Annotated in this window: 14 protein-coding genes; all 14 read right to left on the bottom strand. The window is 73.4% G+C overall.

What is annotated here, in order from left to right; translation table 11 throughout:
• Window positions 1-29: 29 nt before the first annotated feature.
• Window positions 30-1,592: an apolipoprotein N-acyltransferase gene (gene lnt, locus H2038_RS12180; protein WP_292113549.1), complete on the bottom strand. Its 1,563-nt coding sequence runs from the start codon at window positions 1,590-1,592 to the stop codon at window positions 30-32.
• 19 nt (window positions 1,593-1,611) lie between these two features.
• Window positions 1,612-2,064, bottom strand: coding sequence for an rRNA maturation RNase YbeY (gene ybeY / locus H2038_RS12175; RefSeq protein ID WP_292113546.1), 453 nt, complete (start codon window positions 2,062-2,064; stop codon window positions 1,612-1,614).
• Complete coding sequence (locus H2038_RS12170) at window positions 2,061-3,056, bottom strand: PhoH family protein (protein ID WP_292113543.1); 996 nt, start codon at window positions 3,054-3,056, stop codon at window positions 2,061-2,063. Before H2038_RS12170 ends, ybeY begins: the two co-directional genes overlap by 4 nt.
• Window positions 3,056-4,429, bottom strand: a complete 1,374-nt coding sequence (miaB, locus tag H2038_RS12165) for a tRNA (N6-isopentenyl adenosine(37)-C2)-methylthiotransferase MiaB (protein ID WP_292113540.1) — start codon at window positions 4,427-4,429, stop codon at window positions 3,056-3,058. Before miaB ends, H2038_RS12170 begins: the two co-directional genes overlap by 1 nt.
• Before the next feature lie 41 nt (window positions 4,430-4,470).
• A complete protein-coding gene (locus tag H2038_RS12160) occupies window positions 4,471-4,947 on the bottom strand; it encodes a Fur family transcriptional regulator (protein WP_292113537.1) in 477 nt (158 codons plus the stop codon).
• Between the two features lie 27 nt (window positions 4,948-4,974).
• Window positions 4,975-5,412, bottom strand: a complete 438-nt coding sequence (gene rimI, locus H2038_RS12155; protein WP_366926501.1) for a ribosomal protein S18-alanine N-acetyltransferase — start codon at window positions 5,410-5,412, stop codon at window positions 4,975-4,977.
• Entirely contained in the window at window positions 5,409-6,065 is a 657-nt protein-coding gene (gene tsaB, locus H2038_RS12150) for a tRNA (adenosine(37)-N6)-threonylcarbamoyltransferase complex dimerization subunit type 1 TsaB (protein WP_292113643.1), read from the bottom strand. Before tsaB ends, rimI begins: the two co-directional genes overlap by 4 nt.
• A 37-nt stretch (window positions 6,066-6,102) precedes the next feature.
• Entirely contained in the window at window positions 6,103-6,486 is a 384-nt protein-coding gene (locus tag H2038_RS12145; protein WP_292113535.1) for a helix-turn-helix domain-containing protein, read from the bottom strand.
• A gap of 69 nt (window positions 6,487-6,555) precedes the next feature.
• Window positions 6,556-7,143, bottom strand: coding sequence for a helix-turn-helix transcriptional regulator (locus H2038_RS12140; RefSeq protein ID WP_292113532.1), 588 nt, complete (start codon window positions 7,141-7,143; stop codon window positions 6,556-6,558).
• A 63-nt stretch (window positions 7,144-7,206) separates the two neighbouring features.
• Window positions 7,207-7,764 carry a NifU family protein gene (locus H2038_RS12135; protein WP_292113529.1) on the bottom strand — a complete coding sequence of 186 codons (558 nt, stop codon included), beginning with the start codon at window positions 7,762-7,764 and terminating at the stop codon, window positions 7,207-7,209.
• Window positions 7,765-7,818: 54 nt separating this feature from the next.
• Window positions 7,819-8,289 carry a universal stress protein gene (locus H2038_RS12130; RefSeq protein WP_292113526.1) on the bottom strand — a complete coding sequence of 157 codons (471 nt, stop codon included), beginning with the start codon at window positions 8,287-8,289 and terminating at the stop codon, window positions 7,819-7,821.
• Between the two features lie 39 nt (window positions 8,290-8,328).
• A complete protein-coding gene (locus H2038_RS12125) occupies window positions 8,329-13,194 on the bottom strand; it encodes an NAD-glutamate dehydrogenase (protein ID WP_292113523.1) in 4,866 nt (1,621 codons plus the stop codon).
• Between the two features lie 328 nt (window positions 13,195-13,522).
• Window positions 13,523-14,656 carry an AI-2E family transporter gene (locus tag H2038_RS12120; protein ID WP_292113520.1) on the bottom strand — a complete coding sequence of 378 codons (1,134 nt, stop codon included), beginning with the start codon at window positions 14,654-14,656 and terminating at the stop codon, window positions 13,523-13,525.
• Window positions 14,657-14,723: 67 nt separating this feature from the next.
• Window positions 14,724-15,720, bottom strand: a 997-nt coding sequence (locus H2038_RS12115) for an MltA domain-containing protein (RefSeq protein WP_292113516.1), incomplete at its 5' end; no start/stop codon positions are given.

The following is a 15,720-nucleotide window of genomic DNA, read 5'->3' as shown; positions in this document are numbered from 1 at the left end:
CGGCGCAGCGGGGATGACGGCCCCCGCCCTCAGGCGGCCCGCCGGCGGCCGCGGAGTCGCCGCCAGGGAATCCCGGCGGCCAGGGCGGCGATGACGCCCAGCCAGAACAGCAGGTCCCCGACCCGACCGTAGAGGGTGATCGCCGCCGGTTGCGGCAGGCGCGCGTCGATCACGCCGCTTTCGCCCGGGTCCAGGCGCTGGCCGTCGACCACCCGCCCCCAGGGATCGATGACCGCCGAGACGCCCGTCGGCGTGGAGCGCACCACCGGCAGGCCGGTCTCGATCGCCCGGTAGCTGGCGAGGTTCAGGTGCTGGACCGGACCCGAGGTGCGGCCGAACCAGGCGTCGTTCGAGATGTTGACGATCCAGCCCGGCCGACCCGCCGCGCCGGGCGTGAACCCGGGATAGAGGCTCTCGTAGCAGATCAGCGGCTGGGCGGAGGGCGCGCCGGGGATGGAGACCGGCGCGGGCCGGGGGCCGGGGCTGAAGTCCAGCGGCATGTGCGTGAGGCTGCGCACCCCGAGCGCCCCCAGCACGCCCCCGGCCGGCAGGTACTCGCCGAAGGGCACCAGCCGGTGCTTGTCGTAGACGGCGGCGATGCGCACGCCGGCGGCGCCGGCGTCGGTGAGCACGAAGGCGCTGTTGTAGTAGCGCGCGCCCTCGGGGCTCGACGGGTCGGGCTCGCCGCGGCCGAGGCCGGCGATCAGCGTCTGGCCCGGCTGCAGGGCGCGGGTGATGGCCGCCGCCTCCCAGGCGCCGGGCGCGAAGACCTGGTTGGCCGAGGCCGGCAGGGCGCCCTCCGGCCAGACCACGATGTCCGGCCGGGCGGCGCCGGGCCGGGCGGTGAGGTTCACATAGCGCTGGACGATGCCCCGGTAGGCCTCCGGCGACCACTTTGACTCCTGCGGCACGTCGGCCTGGACGACGCGCACCAGCGGCCCGGTCGCCTCGAGCCGGGCCCCGGCCAGCCGGACCTGGCCGCCGACGACGAGGGCCGCCAGCGCGAGGCCCCCGGCCACGGCCGCGCCGATCCGCCGCCGCCGGTCGCCAGGGGCGAGCAGCGGCGCCAGGGCGGAGACCGAGGCGACGGTGACGAGGCTGAGGCCGTAGACGCCGGCGACGGCGGCGAACTGGGACGCCCCCGAGCCCGCCTTCCAGCTGGCCCCGGCGGGGTTCCAGGGGAAGCCGGTCAGCACATGGCCGCGCAGCCACTCCATCAGGCAGAACAGGGCGGCGAAGACGAGCACGCGCCGGACGCCGCCGGGGCGGAAGCGGCGGTACAGGGCGGCGGCGGCCCCCCAGAACAGGCCCAGTCCGATCGGCAGCAGGGAGGCGGCGAAAGGCGCCATCCAGGCCTGGGCCGGGTTGACGAGGAAGGCCTCGGCGACCCACCAGCAGCTGATGAAGAAGTAGGCGAAGCCGGCCAGCCAGCCCATCCAGAACCCCCCGCGGGGGCCGGCGGCGCGCTCGGCGAGGAGCATCAGCAGGGGATAGCCGAGCAGGCCCGGCAGCAGGCCGAACGGGGGGTGCGCCAGCGCTGCGCCGGCGCCGGCGAGCAGCGCCAGGGCGATGCGCCCGAAGCGGGCGGCCATGCGTCGGCGACGGGCGGGATCAGGCGTCAACGCCGTCCCCCCGGTACGGATCGGCGACGCCGAGGCCGGCGAGGATGCGACGCTCCTCCGCCTCCATGGCCTCGGCCTCGGCCTCGTCCTCATGGTCGCGACCCAGCAGGTGCAGCACGCCGTGCACGGTCAGGTGGGCGAGGTGATCGGCCAGCGACTTGCCCTGCGCCTCCGCCTCGGCGGCGCACACGCCATGCGCCAGCACGAGGTCGCCCAGGTGCGGCGCGGCGCTGGCCGCGGCCGGGAAGGACAGGACATTGGTCGGCCGGTCGCGGTCGCGGAAGCGGGCGTTCAGCGCGCGGACGGCCGCGTCGTCGGTCAGCAGCACGACGAGGTCGCCCTCGGTCCCGCCCAGGGCCGCCGCCGCGGCGCGCTCGACCGTCTGCGCGGCCCCGGGCAGGTCCGCCGTCCAGGCCGGCGCCTCGATCTCGACCTCGATCACCGGTCGGGGTCCTCCAGGTCGGCCCGCGGCCGCTGCTGCGAGGCGTCGGCGTCATAGGCGCGCACGATGCGCTCGACCATGGCGTGGCGGACCACGTCCGAGGCCTCGAAGCGGAGCATGCCCACGCCCTCCACCCCGTCGAGGATGCGCAGGGCGTGGCCGAGGCCGGAGTCGCGGGGATTGAGCAGGTCGACCTGCGACGGATCGCCGGTGACCACCATCCGCGCCCCCTCGCCCAGGCGGGTCAGGACCATCTTCATCTGCAGCCGCGAGGTGTTCTGGGCCTCGTCGACGATGATGAAGGCGTGGCTGAGAGTGCGGCCGCGCATGAAGGCGATCGGGGCGGCCTCGATCTCGCCCTTGTCGCGGCGACGGCGCACGTCGTCGACGCCGAGGATGTCGTTCAGCGCCTCCCAGATGGGGGCGAGGTAAGGGTCGACCTTCTCGTTCAGGTCGCCGGGCAGGAAGCCGAGCTTCTCGCCGGCCTCGACGGCCGGCCGCGTGATGACCAGCCGGTCCACCTGGCCCCGCCGCAGCAGGGAGGCGCCGTAGGCGGCGGCGAGGAAGGTCTTGCCGGTGCCGGCCGGGCCGACGCCGAAGCTGAGCTCGCAGCGCGACAGCATCTCCAGATAGCGGGCCTGGGCCGCCGTCTTCGGCGCGATGGCGCCGCGTCGGCCGACCGGCAGGGCGACCGCGTCCGGCACCGTGCGGCCCTGACCGGGACGCGGCGTGGCGACCGCCGCGCCCAGCGCGGTGCGGACGTCCGCCTCGGTGATCTCGGCACCCGTGTCGGCCCGGTCCGACAGGGTCTGCACCACCCGTCGGGCCTGGGCGCGGTCCTTGGGCGAACCGTTGATGGTGACGCCGCCGCCGGGGGCCTCGATCAGAACCTTGAAGGCGTCCTCGATCAGGGCGACGTGGCGGCTGTTGGGACCGATCACCGCGCGCAGCGCCGCGTCGTCGAGGGCCAGGAACTCGGTCTCACGCGCCATCAGGCCGCCTTCTGCTGCATCAGGCGTCCCGTCAGGCTGTTCTGCTGGCCGCGCTCGATCGCCACGGGAACGATCTGGCCGATCAGATGATCCGCGTCCTCGACGTGGACCGACTGCAGCCAGGGCGAACGCCCGATGGCCTGGGCGCCGTGGCGGCCCTTGCGCTCGAACAGCACGGGCACGGTGAGGCCGGCGCGGGAGGCGTTGAAGGCGGTCTGCTGCTCGGTGAGCAGGGCCTGCAGGGCGTGCAGGCGGGCGCGGGCGACCTCGTCGGGGACCTGGGCGGCCATGGTCGCCGCGGGCGTGCCGGGGCGCGGCGAGTACATGAAGGAGAAGGCCGAGGCGTAGTTCACCCGCCGCACCAGATCGAGGGTGTCCTCGAAGTCGCGGTCGGTCTCGCCGGGGAAGCCGACGATGAAGTCTCCCGACAGGGCCAGGTCGGGTCGGACCGCCCGGATGCGGTCGACCAGTTCGAAATAGGCCTGCCGCCCGTGCTTGCGGTTCATCAGCCGCAGGATGCGGTCCGAGCCCGACTGCACCGGCAGGTGCAGGTAGGGCATCAGGGCGTCGAGCTCGCCATGGGCGGCGATCAGCTCGTCCGACATGTCGTTCGGGTGGCTGGTGGTGTAGCGGATCCGGTCGAGACCCGGGATCTCCGCCAGGGCCCAGGCCAGCCGCGCCAGGGACGACGGCTTTCCGTCCGGCCCTTCGCCGTCGTAGGCGTTGACGTTCTGGCCCAGCAGGGTGACCTCGCGCACGCCCCGGGCGGCGAGCTCGCGCGCCTCGGCCAGCACGGCGGCGACCGGTCGCGACCACTCGGCGCCCCGTGTGTAGGGCACCACGCAGAAGGTGCAGAACTTGTCGCAACCCTCCTGCACGGTGAGGAAGGCGGTGACGCCGTTCACGCCGCGGGCGGCCGGCAGGGCGTCGAACTTGTCGACCGGAGCGAAGTCGGCGCCGATGCGCTCGCCGCGCGCCCGGGCCGTGCGGGTCAGCAGCTCGGGCAGCTGGTGATAGGCCTGCGGGCCGACCACCAGGTCGACCGCCGGCTGGCGGCGCATGATCTCCTCGCCTTCGGCCTGGGCGACGCATCCGGCGACGGCGATGGTCATCGCCCCCTGCCGCTCCTCCTTCATCAGGCGCAGCTTGCCCAGCTCGGAATAGACCTTCTCGGCCGCCTTTTCGCGGATGTGGCAGGTGTTGAGGATGACGAAGTCGGCGTCCTCGGCCGTGTCGGTCGGGGCGTAGCCGAGCGGCCGCAGCACATCGGCCATGCGCTCCGAGTCGTAGACGTTCATCTGGCAGCCGTAGGTCTTGATGAACAGGCGCTTCGGCGCCGGTTCGACCGCGGGCTTCGCGAGGGTGTCGGTCATCCTGCGGCTTATGATCGCCGAAACCGGCGACGGCAAGGCGATCAGGTCGCCGCGTCGTCCCCGCGCTGGGCGTGGCGCTTGAAGATCAGCCCTTCCCGCTTCGAGGGCTCCGCCCCCTCGATCGGCTTGCCGTAGAGTTCGAGCTTGTGGCCGACCAGTTCGAAACCGAGGCGCTCGGCGATCTCGGTCTTGAGACGCTCGATCTCGGCGTCGAAGAACTCGATCACCTCCCCCGACCGGGTGTCGATCAGGTGGTCGTGGTGGTCGTCGCCCGCCTCCTCGTAGCGGCTGCGGCCGTCGCCGAAGTCATGCTTCTCGACGACCCCGGCCTCCTCGAACAGGCGCACCGTCCGGTAGACGGTGGCGATCGAGATGTGCGGATCGATCGCCGAGGCGCGCCGGTAGAGCTCCTCGACGTCCGGATGGTCCTCCGCCGAGGAGAGCACGCGGGCGATCACCCGGCGCTGCTCGGTCATCCGCATGCCGCGCTCGGCGCAGAGTTTCTCGATCCGGTCCATGACGTCAGAATAGGGGGCGTCGTCGCCCTAGGGAAGCGCGGCCGGGAAGTTGAGTGTCAAAAGCAGGGCGTCGCGGCGTCCGCCGTCCGCCGCCGGATAGTAGCCGCGCCGGCGGCCGGCCTCGACGAAGCCGAAGCCGGCGTAGAGGGCGCGGGCGGCGGCGTTGTCCTCCGCCACCTCGAGGAAGACCCGCTCCGCGCCCGACGCCCGCGCCCGCGCCAGGCCTTCGGCGACGAGGCGGGCGCCCAGGCCGCGGCGCCGGGCCCCGGGCCGCACGGCCACGGTCAGGAGTTCGGCCTCGTCGACGACCCGCCGGAGCAGCGCGAATCCGTCCTCCGCCGCGACCACGAACACGCCCGGTTGCGACAGCAGGCTGGCGAGCGCCGCGGCGTCCCACGGCTCCGCAAAGGCGCTGGCGTGGATTTCCGCCAGCCGTTCCGGGTCCATCGGCGGCAGGTCGCTCACGTCCGGGGCGGCCGGGCCTGGCCGGGCAGCCGGCTGGGCGGGGTGGCGTCGGGGGCGCGCAGGTAGAGCGGCGCAGGCCGCTCCGCCGCCGGGTCGCCTTGGGCGGTCAGGCGGGCGAGCGCCGCCGGGTCGGGGCCCGCCAGCTCCAGCCGCCGACGCCCGTCGTCGGGGAACAGGGCCGCGCCCGACCCGACCAGCACCGTGCCCGGCGGGCAGGCGTCGAGGCGGCGCCCGGCCTCCTCCAGCGACAGGGCCTGGGGTCCGCCGTCCGGCGAGCCGTCCCGCCAGAAGCGCGCGTAGACCTGCCCGCGCCGGGCGTCGATCAGGGCGGCGACGTCGGGGGCGCCGGCGGACGCGGCGAGGGCGTCGAGCGTCGAGATCCCGACGACCGGCCGCCCCAGCGCCGCGCCGAGGCCCTGGGCGAAGGCGAGCCCGACCCGGAGGCCGGTGAACGACCCCGGACCGACCGTCACGCCGATCCGCTCGATGCGGTCGAACCCGCCGGCCTCGGCCGCGGCGTCCCGGGCCAGCCCGCCCAGCCGCTCCTGGTGCCCCTTGGCCATCGCCTCGGACCGCACGCCGAGGGGCGCCGCCCCGGCGCCGACCTCGAACACGCCCGCCGTGCACAGGCCGAGGGCCGTGTCGATCACCATCACCCGCACGGCGCGCTCCTGGCCCGATCGGGCGTTTTCAGTCCCGCGCCAGGGCGGCGACGATCCGCGCCACCGCCTGCCGCAGGGCCGGGTCGGGAATGCGGGGAAAGGCGGAGGCCAGCACGCGCCCGTCCCGGGTCGCCGTGATCGCGCGCAGGGTCTGCACGCCCCCCGCCTCCATCTCGCGCCCCTCGGCGGTCGGGAAGAAGGTCTCGACGGAGGTTCCAAGAACCCGGGCGACCCGATGCAGCCGCGAGGCGGAGATGCGGTTCTGCCCGCTCTCGTACTTCTGGACCTGCTGGAAGCTCACGCCGATCCGCTGCGCCAGCGCCGCCTGCGACAGGCCCAGCGCGGCGCGGCGCAGGCTGATCCGCGCGCCGACATAGGCGTCGACCTCTTCCGCCGGGCTGCTCCTCCCCATGGCGCCTGCTCCCCGATGTCCAACGCCAATGTTTCATCTTTTTGGAGCCATGGCAACAATATCGTTTCATCAGGTTTCGATCCGCGCCACCACCGCCGCCACCCGCCGCGCCTCCGCCCGGGGCAGCCGCTCCTCCGCCTGCAGGCCGCCGGGCCCGCCGCGCAGGACCAGCAGATCGGCCTCGGCGCGCTCGAAGAGTCGCACCAGCCGCCGTCCGTCCGCGGTTTCGATCACGCAGCCCTGGTCGCGGCGCGGCCACTGCCCGGGGGCGTACTCCAGAATCACGCCGGACGCCGCCCACGGCGCCAGTTCGTCGGTGGAGAGCTGAAGCCTCTGCCGCGCCGCCGGCGGCGGACCTTCCCAGACCGCCGCGTCGCTGCGCACGCCGGGAAGGCCGGCCTCGCCTTCGGGCGCGTCGGCGCCCGCGGCGAGCGCCTGGAGCGCCTCGGGCGTCGAGGCGAGGGCGGCCGTCATCCGGCGCTGCACGTCCGGACGGAACAGGCCCGGGCGCTTGCCGGCCTCGTAGAGGCCCCAGCCCTGGCTGGTCATCCCCAGGCGCGCGCCCGCCTCGGCCTGGCTCAGGCCGCGCGCGCGCCGCAGGGCGGCGAGCGCGTCGCCCAGCCGGCGGGCCTCGTCGTCGGTCTCAAATCGCGCCATCGGCCGCATCATGGCCGACGGCGGCGAGGCTGGCGAGGACGAATCCGTTTCAGCCCGCCCGGCTCAGAGCACCTGCTCGACCCGCGTCACCTCGGGCACGTAGTGCTTCATCATCTGCTCGACCCCGGCCTTCAGGGTGGCGGAGGAGGAGGGGCAGCCGGCGCAGGCGCCCCGCATGCGCAGGCTCAGCACGCCGCTGGCCTCGTCGAAGGAGTCGAACAGGATGTCCCCGCCGTCCTGGGCCACGGCCGGTCGGATGCGACTGTCGAGCAGGGCCTTGATCTCGGCGACGACCTCGCTGTCCTCGCCGCCGGCCTCCGCGCCGGCCGCAGCGCCGGCGCGGAGCAGGGGCGCGCCCGACATGAAATGGTCCATCAGCACGGTGAGCACAGGCGCCTTGAGCGCCGGCCAGCCGGGTCCGTGGGCCTCCCGGGAGACGGAGACGTAGTCGGCCCCGAAGAAGACGCCGCTGACCCCCTCGAGCTCGAACAGGGCCTCGGCCAGGGGCGAGGCCGCCGCCTCGTCGATCGTCCGGAACTCGCACGGCTCCGCCGCCACGGCGCGGCCGGGCAGGAACTTCAGGACGTTCGGGTTCGGCGTGGGCTCGGTCTGGATGAACATGGCGCACAAGTGCGCCCGGCGCCGGCCCGGTTCAAGGGGCCCGCCCGCCGCGGCTCAGGCGAGGTCCTCGATGTCCTTCTCGGTCAGTTCGCCCGGCACGATGGTGACCGGCAGCTTGCGCCCGGTGAAGGCGGCGCCCTGCTTGACGAGGGCGGTGACCAGCGGGCCCGGGCCGCGGCCGCCCTCCCCCGACGCGAGCACGAGGATCTTGATGTCGGCATCCTCGCCGACGACCTTGCGGATGCAGTCCTGCGGCTCGCCGCGCTCGATGAGCAGCATCGGCGTCGAGCCGGCGCGCTCTCCCGCCTCGGCGGCCCAGCGGTTGAGGATGGCCTCCGCCTCGGCCCGGGTCTGCCGCTCGATCTCCTCCCGCACCCCGGACCAGTGGGCGTCCGGGGCGGCGGGCGGGATCACCCGCAGCATGACCAGCCGCCCGCCGGTCGAGCGGGCGCGGCGCGCGGCGTAGCGCAGCGCACCCTCGAACTCGGGGCTGTCGTCGACCACGACCAGAAACTTGCGCGGCATAGGCCCTCTCCTGTTCCCGTCCGTGACCGGCCGCCCCCCTCAGGCGGCGACGGCCGCGATCTCCCGGATCGCCGCATTGGCGATGGTCAGCTTGGCGAAGGTCCAGCCGGCGCCGGAGGTCTCGATCTCGTCGACCGAGCTCCGCACCCCCTCGACGATCTCCAGCCGGTGGCCGATCCAGGCGTCGACCGCCGCCTCGGCCGCGGCCTCGGTGGCGCCGACGGCGGCGTCGGACGCCCGCGCCACCGCCCGGGTCAGCACCGTCTGTTCGGACATCAGGTCCTCGATCAGCCGGCGCACCGCGAGGCGGTCGAAATGGTCGGCGGCGGGCACCGCGCCGGCGGCGGCCCGGAGCCTGTCGAGATCGAAGGCCGCGCCGACCTGGTGGTAGAGCATGGCCATGGCCGGCTCCGGCCAGCCGGCCTCGCGCGCCAGATCGGCGATGTCGGCGGTCGCCACCAGCGGACGCAGCATCGCCAGGTCGCGGGCCATCGCCTCGTCGGCCCCGAGGGCGACGAACTGCTGGACCCGGCCCTCCAGCTTGCCCTGCTCGAAGCGCGACAACACGGCGCCGCCGGCCGCCCGCAGGGTGTCCGCGGCCGAGCGATAGGCGGCGATCAGCCCGTCGACCGTCGCGCCGCCGCGGGTCGCCCGCCGCGCCAGCCAGAAGGTCTGCCGGCGGAGCACGGTGGCGATCTCCTGGTAGAGCGCCGTCTGCGCCTCGGCGCTGATCTTCAGGTCGAGGGCCGAGACCGCGTCCCACGCCTCGTCGAGGCGGAAGATCTGCCGCGCCGCCTCGAAGGCGATGACCATGGCCCCGGTGTCGCAGCGGGCCGACTGCCGCAGGCGCTCGGGGAAGGTCGCGCCGCACATGTTGACGATCTCGTTCGACAGGATGGTCGAGATGATCTCGCGGCGGAGACGGTGGCCCTGCATCTCGGTCTCGAACCGCGCCAGCGGCCCCGGGAAGTACCGCACCAGGGTCTGGCGGAAGAAGGGATCGTCCGGCGCGGTCGAGGCCACGATGTCGTCGAACAGCTCGATCTTCGAATAGGCGGTGAGCACCGCCAGCTCGGGCCGCGTCAGCGGCATGGCCGAGGCCTTCATCTCCGCCAGCCTCAGGTCGTCGGGCAGGCCCTCGACCTTGCGGTCCAGCCGGCCCTTGGCCCCCAGCCACTGCATGAAGCGCTGCTGGGCGTCGAGCGCCTCCGCCCCCTGGGCCTGCTGCAGGGTCAGGGCGAGGGTCTGGTCGTAGTTGTGGGCCAGCACCTTCAGCCCGACCTCCTCGGTCATCGAGGCCAGCAGGGCGTTGCGGTCTTCGACCTTCAGCGCGCCCGAGGCGATGGCCGATCCGGTCAGGATCTTGATGTTGACCTCGTGGTCCGAGCTGTCCACGCCGGCGGAGTTGTCGATCGCGTCGGTGTTCACGCGGCCGCCGTTGCGGGCGAAGCCGATGCGGCCGGCCTGGGTGAGGCCGAGATTGGCCCCCTCGCCGATCACCCTGGCGCGCAGCTCGATCCCGTCGACGCGGATGGCGTCGTTGGCCTTGTCGCCGACCTGGGCGTCGGTCTCGTGCGCCGCCTTCACATAGGTGCCGATGCCGCCGAAGTAGAGCAGCTCGGCCGGCGCCTTGAGGATCGCCTTCATCAGCCCGGCCGGGTCCAGGGCCTCGTCGGCGATGTCCAGCGCGGTCCGGATCTCCGGGCTCAGCTCGATCGACTTGGCCGAACGGGAGAAGACCCCGCCGCCCTTCGAGATGAGGGACCTGTCATAGTCCTGCCAGCTCGAGCGGGGGAGCTCGAACAGGCGTTTGCGCTCGGCCCAGGAGGTGGCCGGATCCGGATCCGGATCGATGAAGATGTCGCGGTGGTCGAACGCCGCCACCAGCCGGATGGCCTTGGACAGCAGCATGCCGTTGCCGAACACGTCGCCCGACATGTCGCCGACCCCGACGACGGTGAAGGGCTCGGTCTGGATGTCCTTGCCCATCTCGCGGAAGTGGCGCTTCACCGCCTCCCAGGCGCCGCGGGCGGTGATCCCCATCTGCTTGTGGTCGTAGCCGGCCGAGCCGCCGCTGGCGAAGGCGTCGTCCAGCCAGAAGCCGTAGTCGCGCGACACGCCGTTGGCGATGTCGGAGAAGGTCGCCGTGCCCTTGTCCGCCGCCACCACCAGATAGGGGTCGTCCCCCTCCCAGCGGACCACCGCGGCCGGCGGCACGACGCTCCCGTCGCGCACGATGTTGTCGGTCAGGTCGAGGAGGCCGGACAGGAAGGTCCTGTAGGCCCGGATCGCCTCCTGCTGCTGGGCGTCGCGGTCGCCGCCCGCGCGGACGATGGCCGGCAGGTGCTTGGGATAGAAGCCGCCCTTCGAGCCGACCGGCACGATGACCGCGTTCTTGACCTGCTGCGCCTTGACCAGGCCGAGCACCTCGGTGCGGAAGTCGTCGCGGCGGTCGGACCAGCGCAGGCCGCCCCGCGCCACCGGCCCGAAGCGCAGGTGCACGCCCTCGACGTGCGGCGCCCAGACGAAGATCTCGCGGAACGGCTTCGGCAGCGGCAGGTCGTCCAGTTCGCGCGAGGCGATCTTGATCGAGATGTACGGCTTCGCCGTCCCGTCGGCGGCCGGCTGGTAGTAGTTGGTCCGCTTCACCGCGCCGACCAGCAGGGCGAGGCGGCGCAGCGCCTTGTCGTGGTCGAGGCTCTTCACCGCCTTCAGCAGCTCGACGATGCGCCGGTCCAGCTCCGCCACCGCGGCTTCGCGGGCGGCGGCGTCCAGGCCGGAGGCCGGGTCGAACTTGGCCGCGAACAGGGCGAGGATGGCCCGCGCCACGTCCGGATAGTCGCGCAGCGCCTCTTCCTGCACCGCCTGGCTCGGATCGAGCCCGGTCTGCTGCCGGTAGCGGGCGAGGGTGCGGATCAGGGCCGCCTCGCGCCAGCTGACGCCGAGCTCCAGCACGAGACGGTTGAAGCCGTCGCTCTCGGTGCGGCCGTTCCACACGGCCACGAAGGCGTCCTCGAACGGACCCCGCACGTCGGCGAAGTCGAGGTCGCCGCCGCGCGGGTCCTCGAGCAGGAACTCGTGCACATGGATCTCGGGATCGCCGGCCGGCTTCAGCGCGTGGCCCCATTCCTCCAGCGTCTTCAGGCCCATGTCGGCGAGGACCGGCAGCACGTCCGACAGCGGCACCGCCGAGCCCCGGCGGTAGAGCTTGAAGCGGAAGTTCAGCGGGCCGTCGCGGTCGGTGCGGAAGGCGCGCACGGCCACCGGTTCGCCGTCCCCGACCTGGCCGGAGGCGTTCAGTGCGTCGATGGCGCGGTAGTCGCGCACCGCCTCGGCCGCGTCGTAGCGGTCGCGGTAGGCGGCCCCGAAGGCCTCGGCCCAGCGGGCGCTGACGGGCCCGACCGAGACCTCGTCGATGTCCACGGCGCGCAGCGCGCTTTCGAAACGGTCGACCCAGCTGCGCCCCGCCTCGGCGATCTCGGCGGCGAGCGCCGCCTCGTCCGGGCAGGGGTGGTCCCCCGGGGTCACGCCGATGATGTAGTGGATGCGCACCAGCGGCTGGTCGGTCAACTGGGGGTACCAGGCCGACACCCGGCCGCCCCAGGCGCGGGCGAGGATGGCGCCGATCCGCTCGCGCACCGAGGCGTGGAAGCGCTCGCGCGGGATGAAGGCCAGTACCGAGACGAAACGGTCGAACGGGTCGCGGCGGGTGAAGGTCTTGATCCGCGGCCGGTCGTGCAGGTGCAGGATGCCGAGGGCGATCTCGAGCAGCTCCTCGCCGGACACCTGGAAGAGCTCGTCGCGCGGATAGTTCTCGAGGATGTTCTTCAGCCGCTTGTAGCTGTGGGTGCCCTCGGTCTTGCCGGCCGCGGCCAGGGCCTGGCGGACCTTGCGCCGGATCAGCGGCACCTCGCCGGCGACCTTGTCGTAGGCCTCGGCGGTGAACAGGCCGACGAAGCGGATCTCGCCCGAGGCCTTGCCGTCCGGCCCGAAGCGCTTGACCCCGACGTAGTCCATGTAGGCGCGGCGGTGGACGCGGGAGCGGACGTTGGCCTTGGCCACGGTCACCGGCTCGGACAGGTTCAGCTGCGCCTTCATCGAGCGGGTCAGCACCGCCGGCTCGTTGGTCCGGCGCAGCACGGTGCGGTCCGGATCGGCCAGCACGCCGAGACCGACCCCGGACAGCGACAGCGGCGCCTCGGCCTCGTAGCCGCCGTCGGCGGTGCGCGGGAACTCGTAGGCGCGGGCGCCCAGGAAGACGAAGTGGTCCGACGCCAGCCAGCGCAGGAAGGCGAGATTCTCGGCCAGCACTTCCGGGTCGACGGCCGGCGCCGAGGCCTCGAGCTCGGCGATGGAGCGCTCGATCAGGGCGTGCATGGCGCCGTGGTCCGCGACGGCGGCGCGGACGTCCGCCATGGTCGCCGCCAGGGTCTCGCCCAGGGCGTCCCGCCGCTCCTGCGGCAGGGAGTCCATCACCACGATGATCAGGGAGATGCGGCCATCGGGGCGGTCGACGACCGGGTGGTACATGGCGCGGACGCTGACCCCGGCCTCGGCCAGTTCGCCCATCACGCTGTCGACGAGGAAGGGCTTGTCGTCCTGGACGATCCACAGGACGTCATAGCCGGTCGGATGCCCCTGCGCGCCGGTATGGGGACCCACGCTGATCAGCGCCGCGCCGCCCGGCTCCCGGTCGCGGGACGAGCGCCACACCGCCGCCAGCAGGGCGCACAGGTCGGTCAGATCGAGCTCCGGGGTCTCGTCCGCCGCATAGTCGTCCAGCACCTGGGCGAGGAAGGAAGTCTCCGCCGGGCCGGGGGGCTGGCCCATCACCCTCGCGAAAGCGGTCTCCAGCGCCTCCAGCGTGATCGCCTGAGGGAGCTTGGGGGCCGTTTCGCCGGACATGAGGGCTCTCTTGGATGTGGTTGCGGACCGCTGCGGGTCCGTCAGTGGGCGCCAGACTAGGCTGCTTCTCCGCCCGGACAAGCCGCCTCCGGCGGTCCTAGGCCAGCCCGTCGCCCACGGGAAGCCCCGGCGGGGTTCCGGGTCGATCGGCGGCGCGCTGCGGCGGGGGGCCTGCCGGAAACGACAAGGCCGCCGGGCTTTCGCCCGGCGGCCTCTTCGGACCGGCGCCCAGGAGGGGAGGGGTGGCGCCGATCAATTCCGCCACGGCCTTGGGGGAGGGGGAGGGGGCCGCGGCGACAGGATGCAGATAGGCGCCGCGTGTGGCCGATCAATGGCCGGATTCCTCCGGCGCGGCCGGAAGGCTGCGGCGGGTTGACGCGGCGTCGGAGGGCTTCGCGCCGTCGCCATAGGGCTCCCCGTCCCCCGACAACAGCACGGCCATCCACCGGGAGCCCTTGAACTCGGCGAGGATGGCCATGGCCATGACGGCCAGGGGCGTCGACAGGAACATGCCGACCACGCCCCAGACCTTGCCCCAGAAGGCGAGCGCCAGCAGCACCACCACCGGATCGATGTTCTGGTTCTCGCCCTGCATGCGGGGCTGGATGAAGTTGCCGCTGACGAACAGGATCGCCTGCAGGCCCACCAGCAGCACCGTGGCCTGCCAGTAGGTCTCGAACTGGACCAGGGCGAACAGCGGCGGCACCAGACCGGCCACGGCCCCGCCCAGCACGGGGATGAAGCCGACCACGAAGATGACGAAGGTCCAGAACTCCGCGTTCTGCAGCCCGACCGCCCGCATCAGCACCCAGGCGAAGGCGCAGATCAGCGCGCCCGTGACTGCCTGCACCCAGAGGTAGCCCTCCACGCCGCTGCGCACCCGCTGGAACACCTCCAGGGCTTCGCCGCGCGCCTCCCGCTCCGGGAACATGCTGACCAGCTTGCGCTTGAACCCGGCCCGCGAGGCGAGCAGGAAACCGAGGTAGATCAGCACGAAGATGGCGCCCGACACCGCGCCCTGCGCCTGCAGGGCGAAGGCGGTCAGGTAGTTCCGGATGTCGAGCTGGGCGATCAGCTCCGAGGCGGTCGGCGCGGTCCTGACCCCGATCAGCCCGGACACGTCGCGGATGATCTGGTCCAGCCGCGGGCCGATCCGGGTGGTCACGCCCGAGGCTGCGTCGAAGAAGTTCAGCGCCCCGTTGGCGATGATGGCGATCGAGGCGAAGAAGCCGAGGGTGACCACGATCAGCGCCGCCGCCCCGGCCAGATGCGACGGCACCGGCGTGCGGTCCTCGATGAACCGCTGCAGGCCGTCGATCATGATCAGCAGGAAGATGGCCATCGCCAGCGGCGTCAGGATGTCCGCCAGCCAGTAGAGCGCGCCGCCGCAGGCGACGATGGCGATGGCCACCAGCGCGTTGCGCGCCACGGTCGAGGTGGGGACGGTGATCGGCGGCTTCATCGATCCATGGTCAAGCCGCCGCGCCCCGCCGTCAATCGTCCGCGGAAGACGCTGCGCGCCTTCGCGCTCAGTCCCGCGGCGTCAGCCGCCACATGCGCAGCGGATGCCGGACCGCGCCGGCCTCGGCCCCGGCGTCCGGGCCGCGCCCCATGTAGAGGTCGGCGCGCACCGGGCCGCGGATGGCCGAACCCGTGTCCAGGGCGACCACCAGGCCGCTGTAGCTGCCGCGCGCGCCGCGGAGGTCGCCGCCGTCGGCGGCGATCCACACCAGATCGCCGTAGCGCCAGTGGGCGGGATCGACGGCGATGGCGCGGCGGGGCGGAAGCGGCGTGTTGGCGGCGCCGGCGGGATGGCCGCCGTCGTCGGCGTCCAGCCTGAAGAAGATGTAGCGGGGATTGAGCGCCATCACCGCCCGCGCCTCTCCGCCGCGGCGGGCGGCGAGCCAGGCCCGGATCGCCTCTCCCGAGGTCCCGTCGGGCGGCAGCAGCCCCTGTTCCGCCATGGGCCTGGCGATGCCCACGAACGGTTGGCCGTTGTCGGCGGCGTAGGCCGCCCGGGCGCGGCCGCCATCCTCGAAGGTGAGGTAGCCGGAGCCCTGGATCTGCAGGAAGAACAGGTCCTCGGCCCGCATCCAGGCCAGGACCGGCCCCGGAGGCGCGGCCTCGATCTGCGCGCGGGGCGGCAGCACGTCCCCGGGCCGCCAGTCCGGCGGCGGGGCCAGCACCGGGGCGTCGAACTCCGCGTCGGGCGCCCGACGGGCCGCATACTCTGGCGCGAAATAGGCGGTCAACCGACCGGGCCCGCCGTCGGCGGTCTCCGCCGGCGCCACCACGAAGCCGGTCTCGAAATAGGCCCGGGCGAGGGTCGGCGTCACGGGTCGTGAGGTGCGCTGCAGGTCCCGGGCGCGGCGGCACTGGCGCTCGGCCGCGGCGCCGCGGGCGACCCCGCAGGTCTGCGCCCACGCCTCGAAGGCGGCGAGGTGGTCCTCGTCGGCCCAGCCGGGGAGGGTGGCGGGGCCGACGAGGACCACCTCGCCGCCTTCGAGGCGTGGGCGCAGACCTGCG

It is taken from the genome of Brevundimonas sp., assembly GCF_013912005.1.
Classification (GTDB): domain Bacteria; phylum Pseudomonadota; class Alphaproteobacteria; order Caulobacterales; family Caulobacteraceae; genus Brevundimonas.
This window is presented reverse-complemented; position numbering and strand designations above follow the sequence as displayed.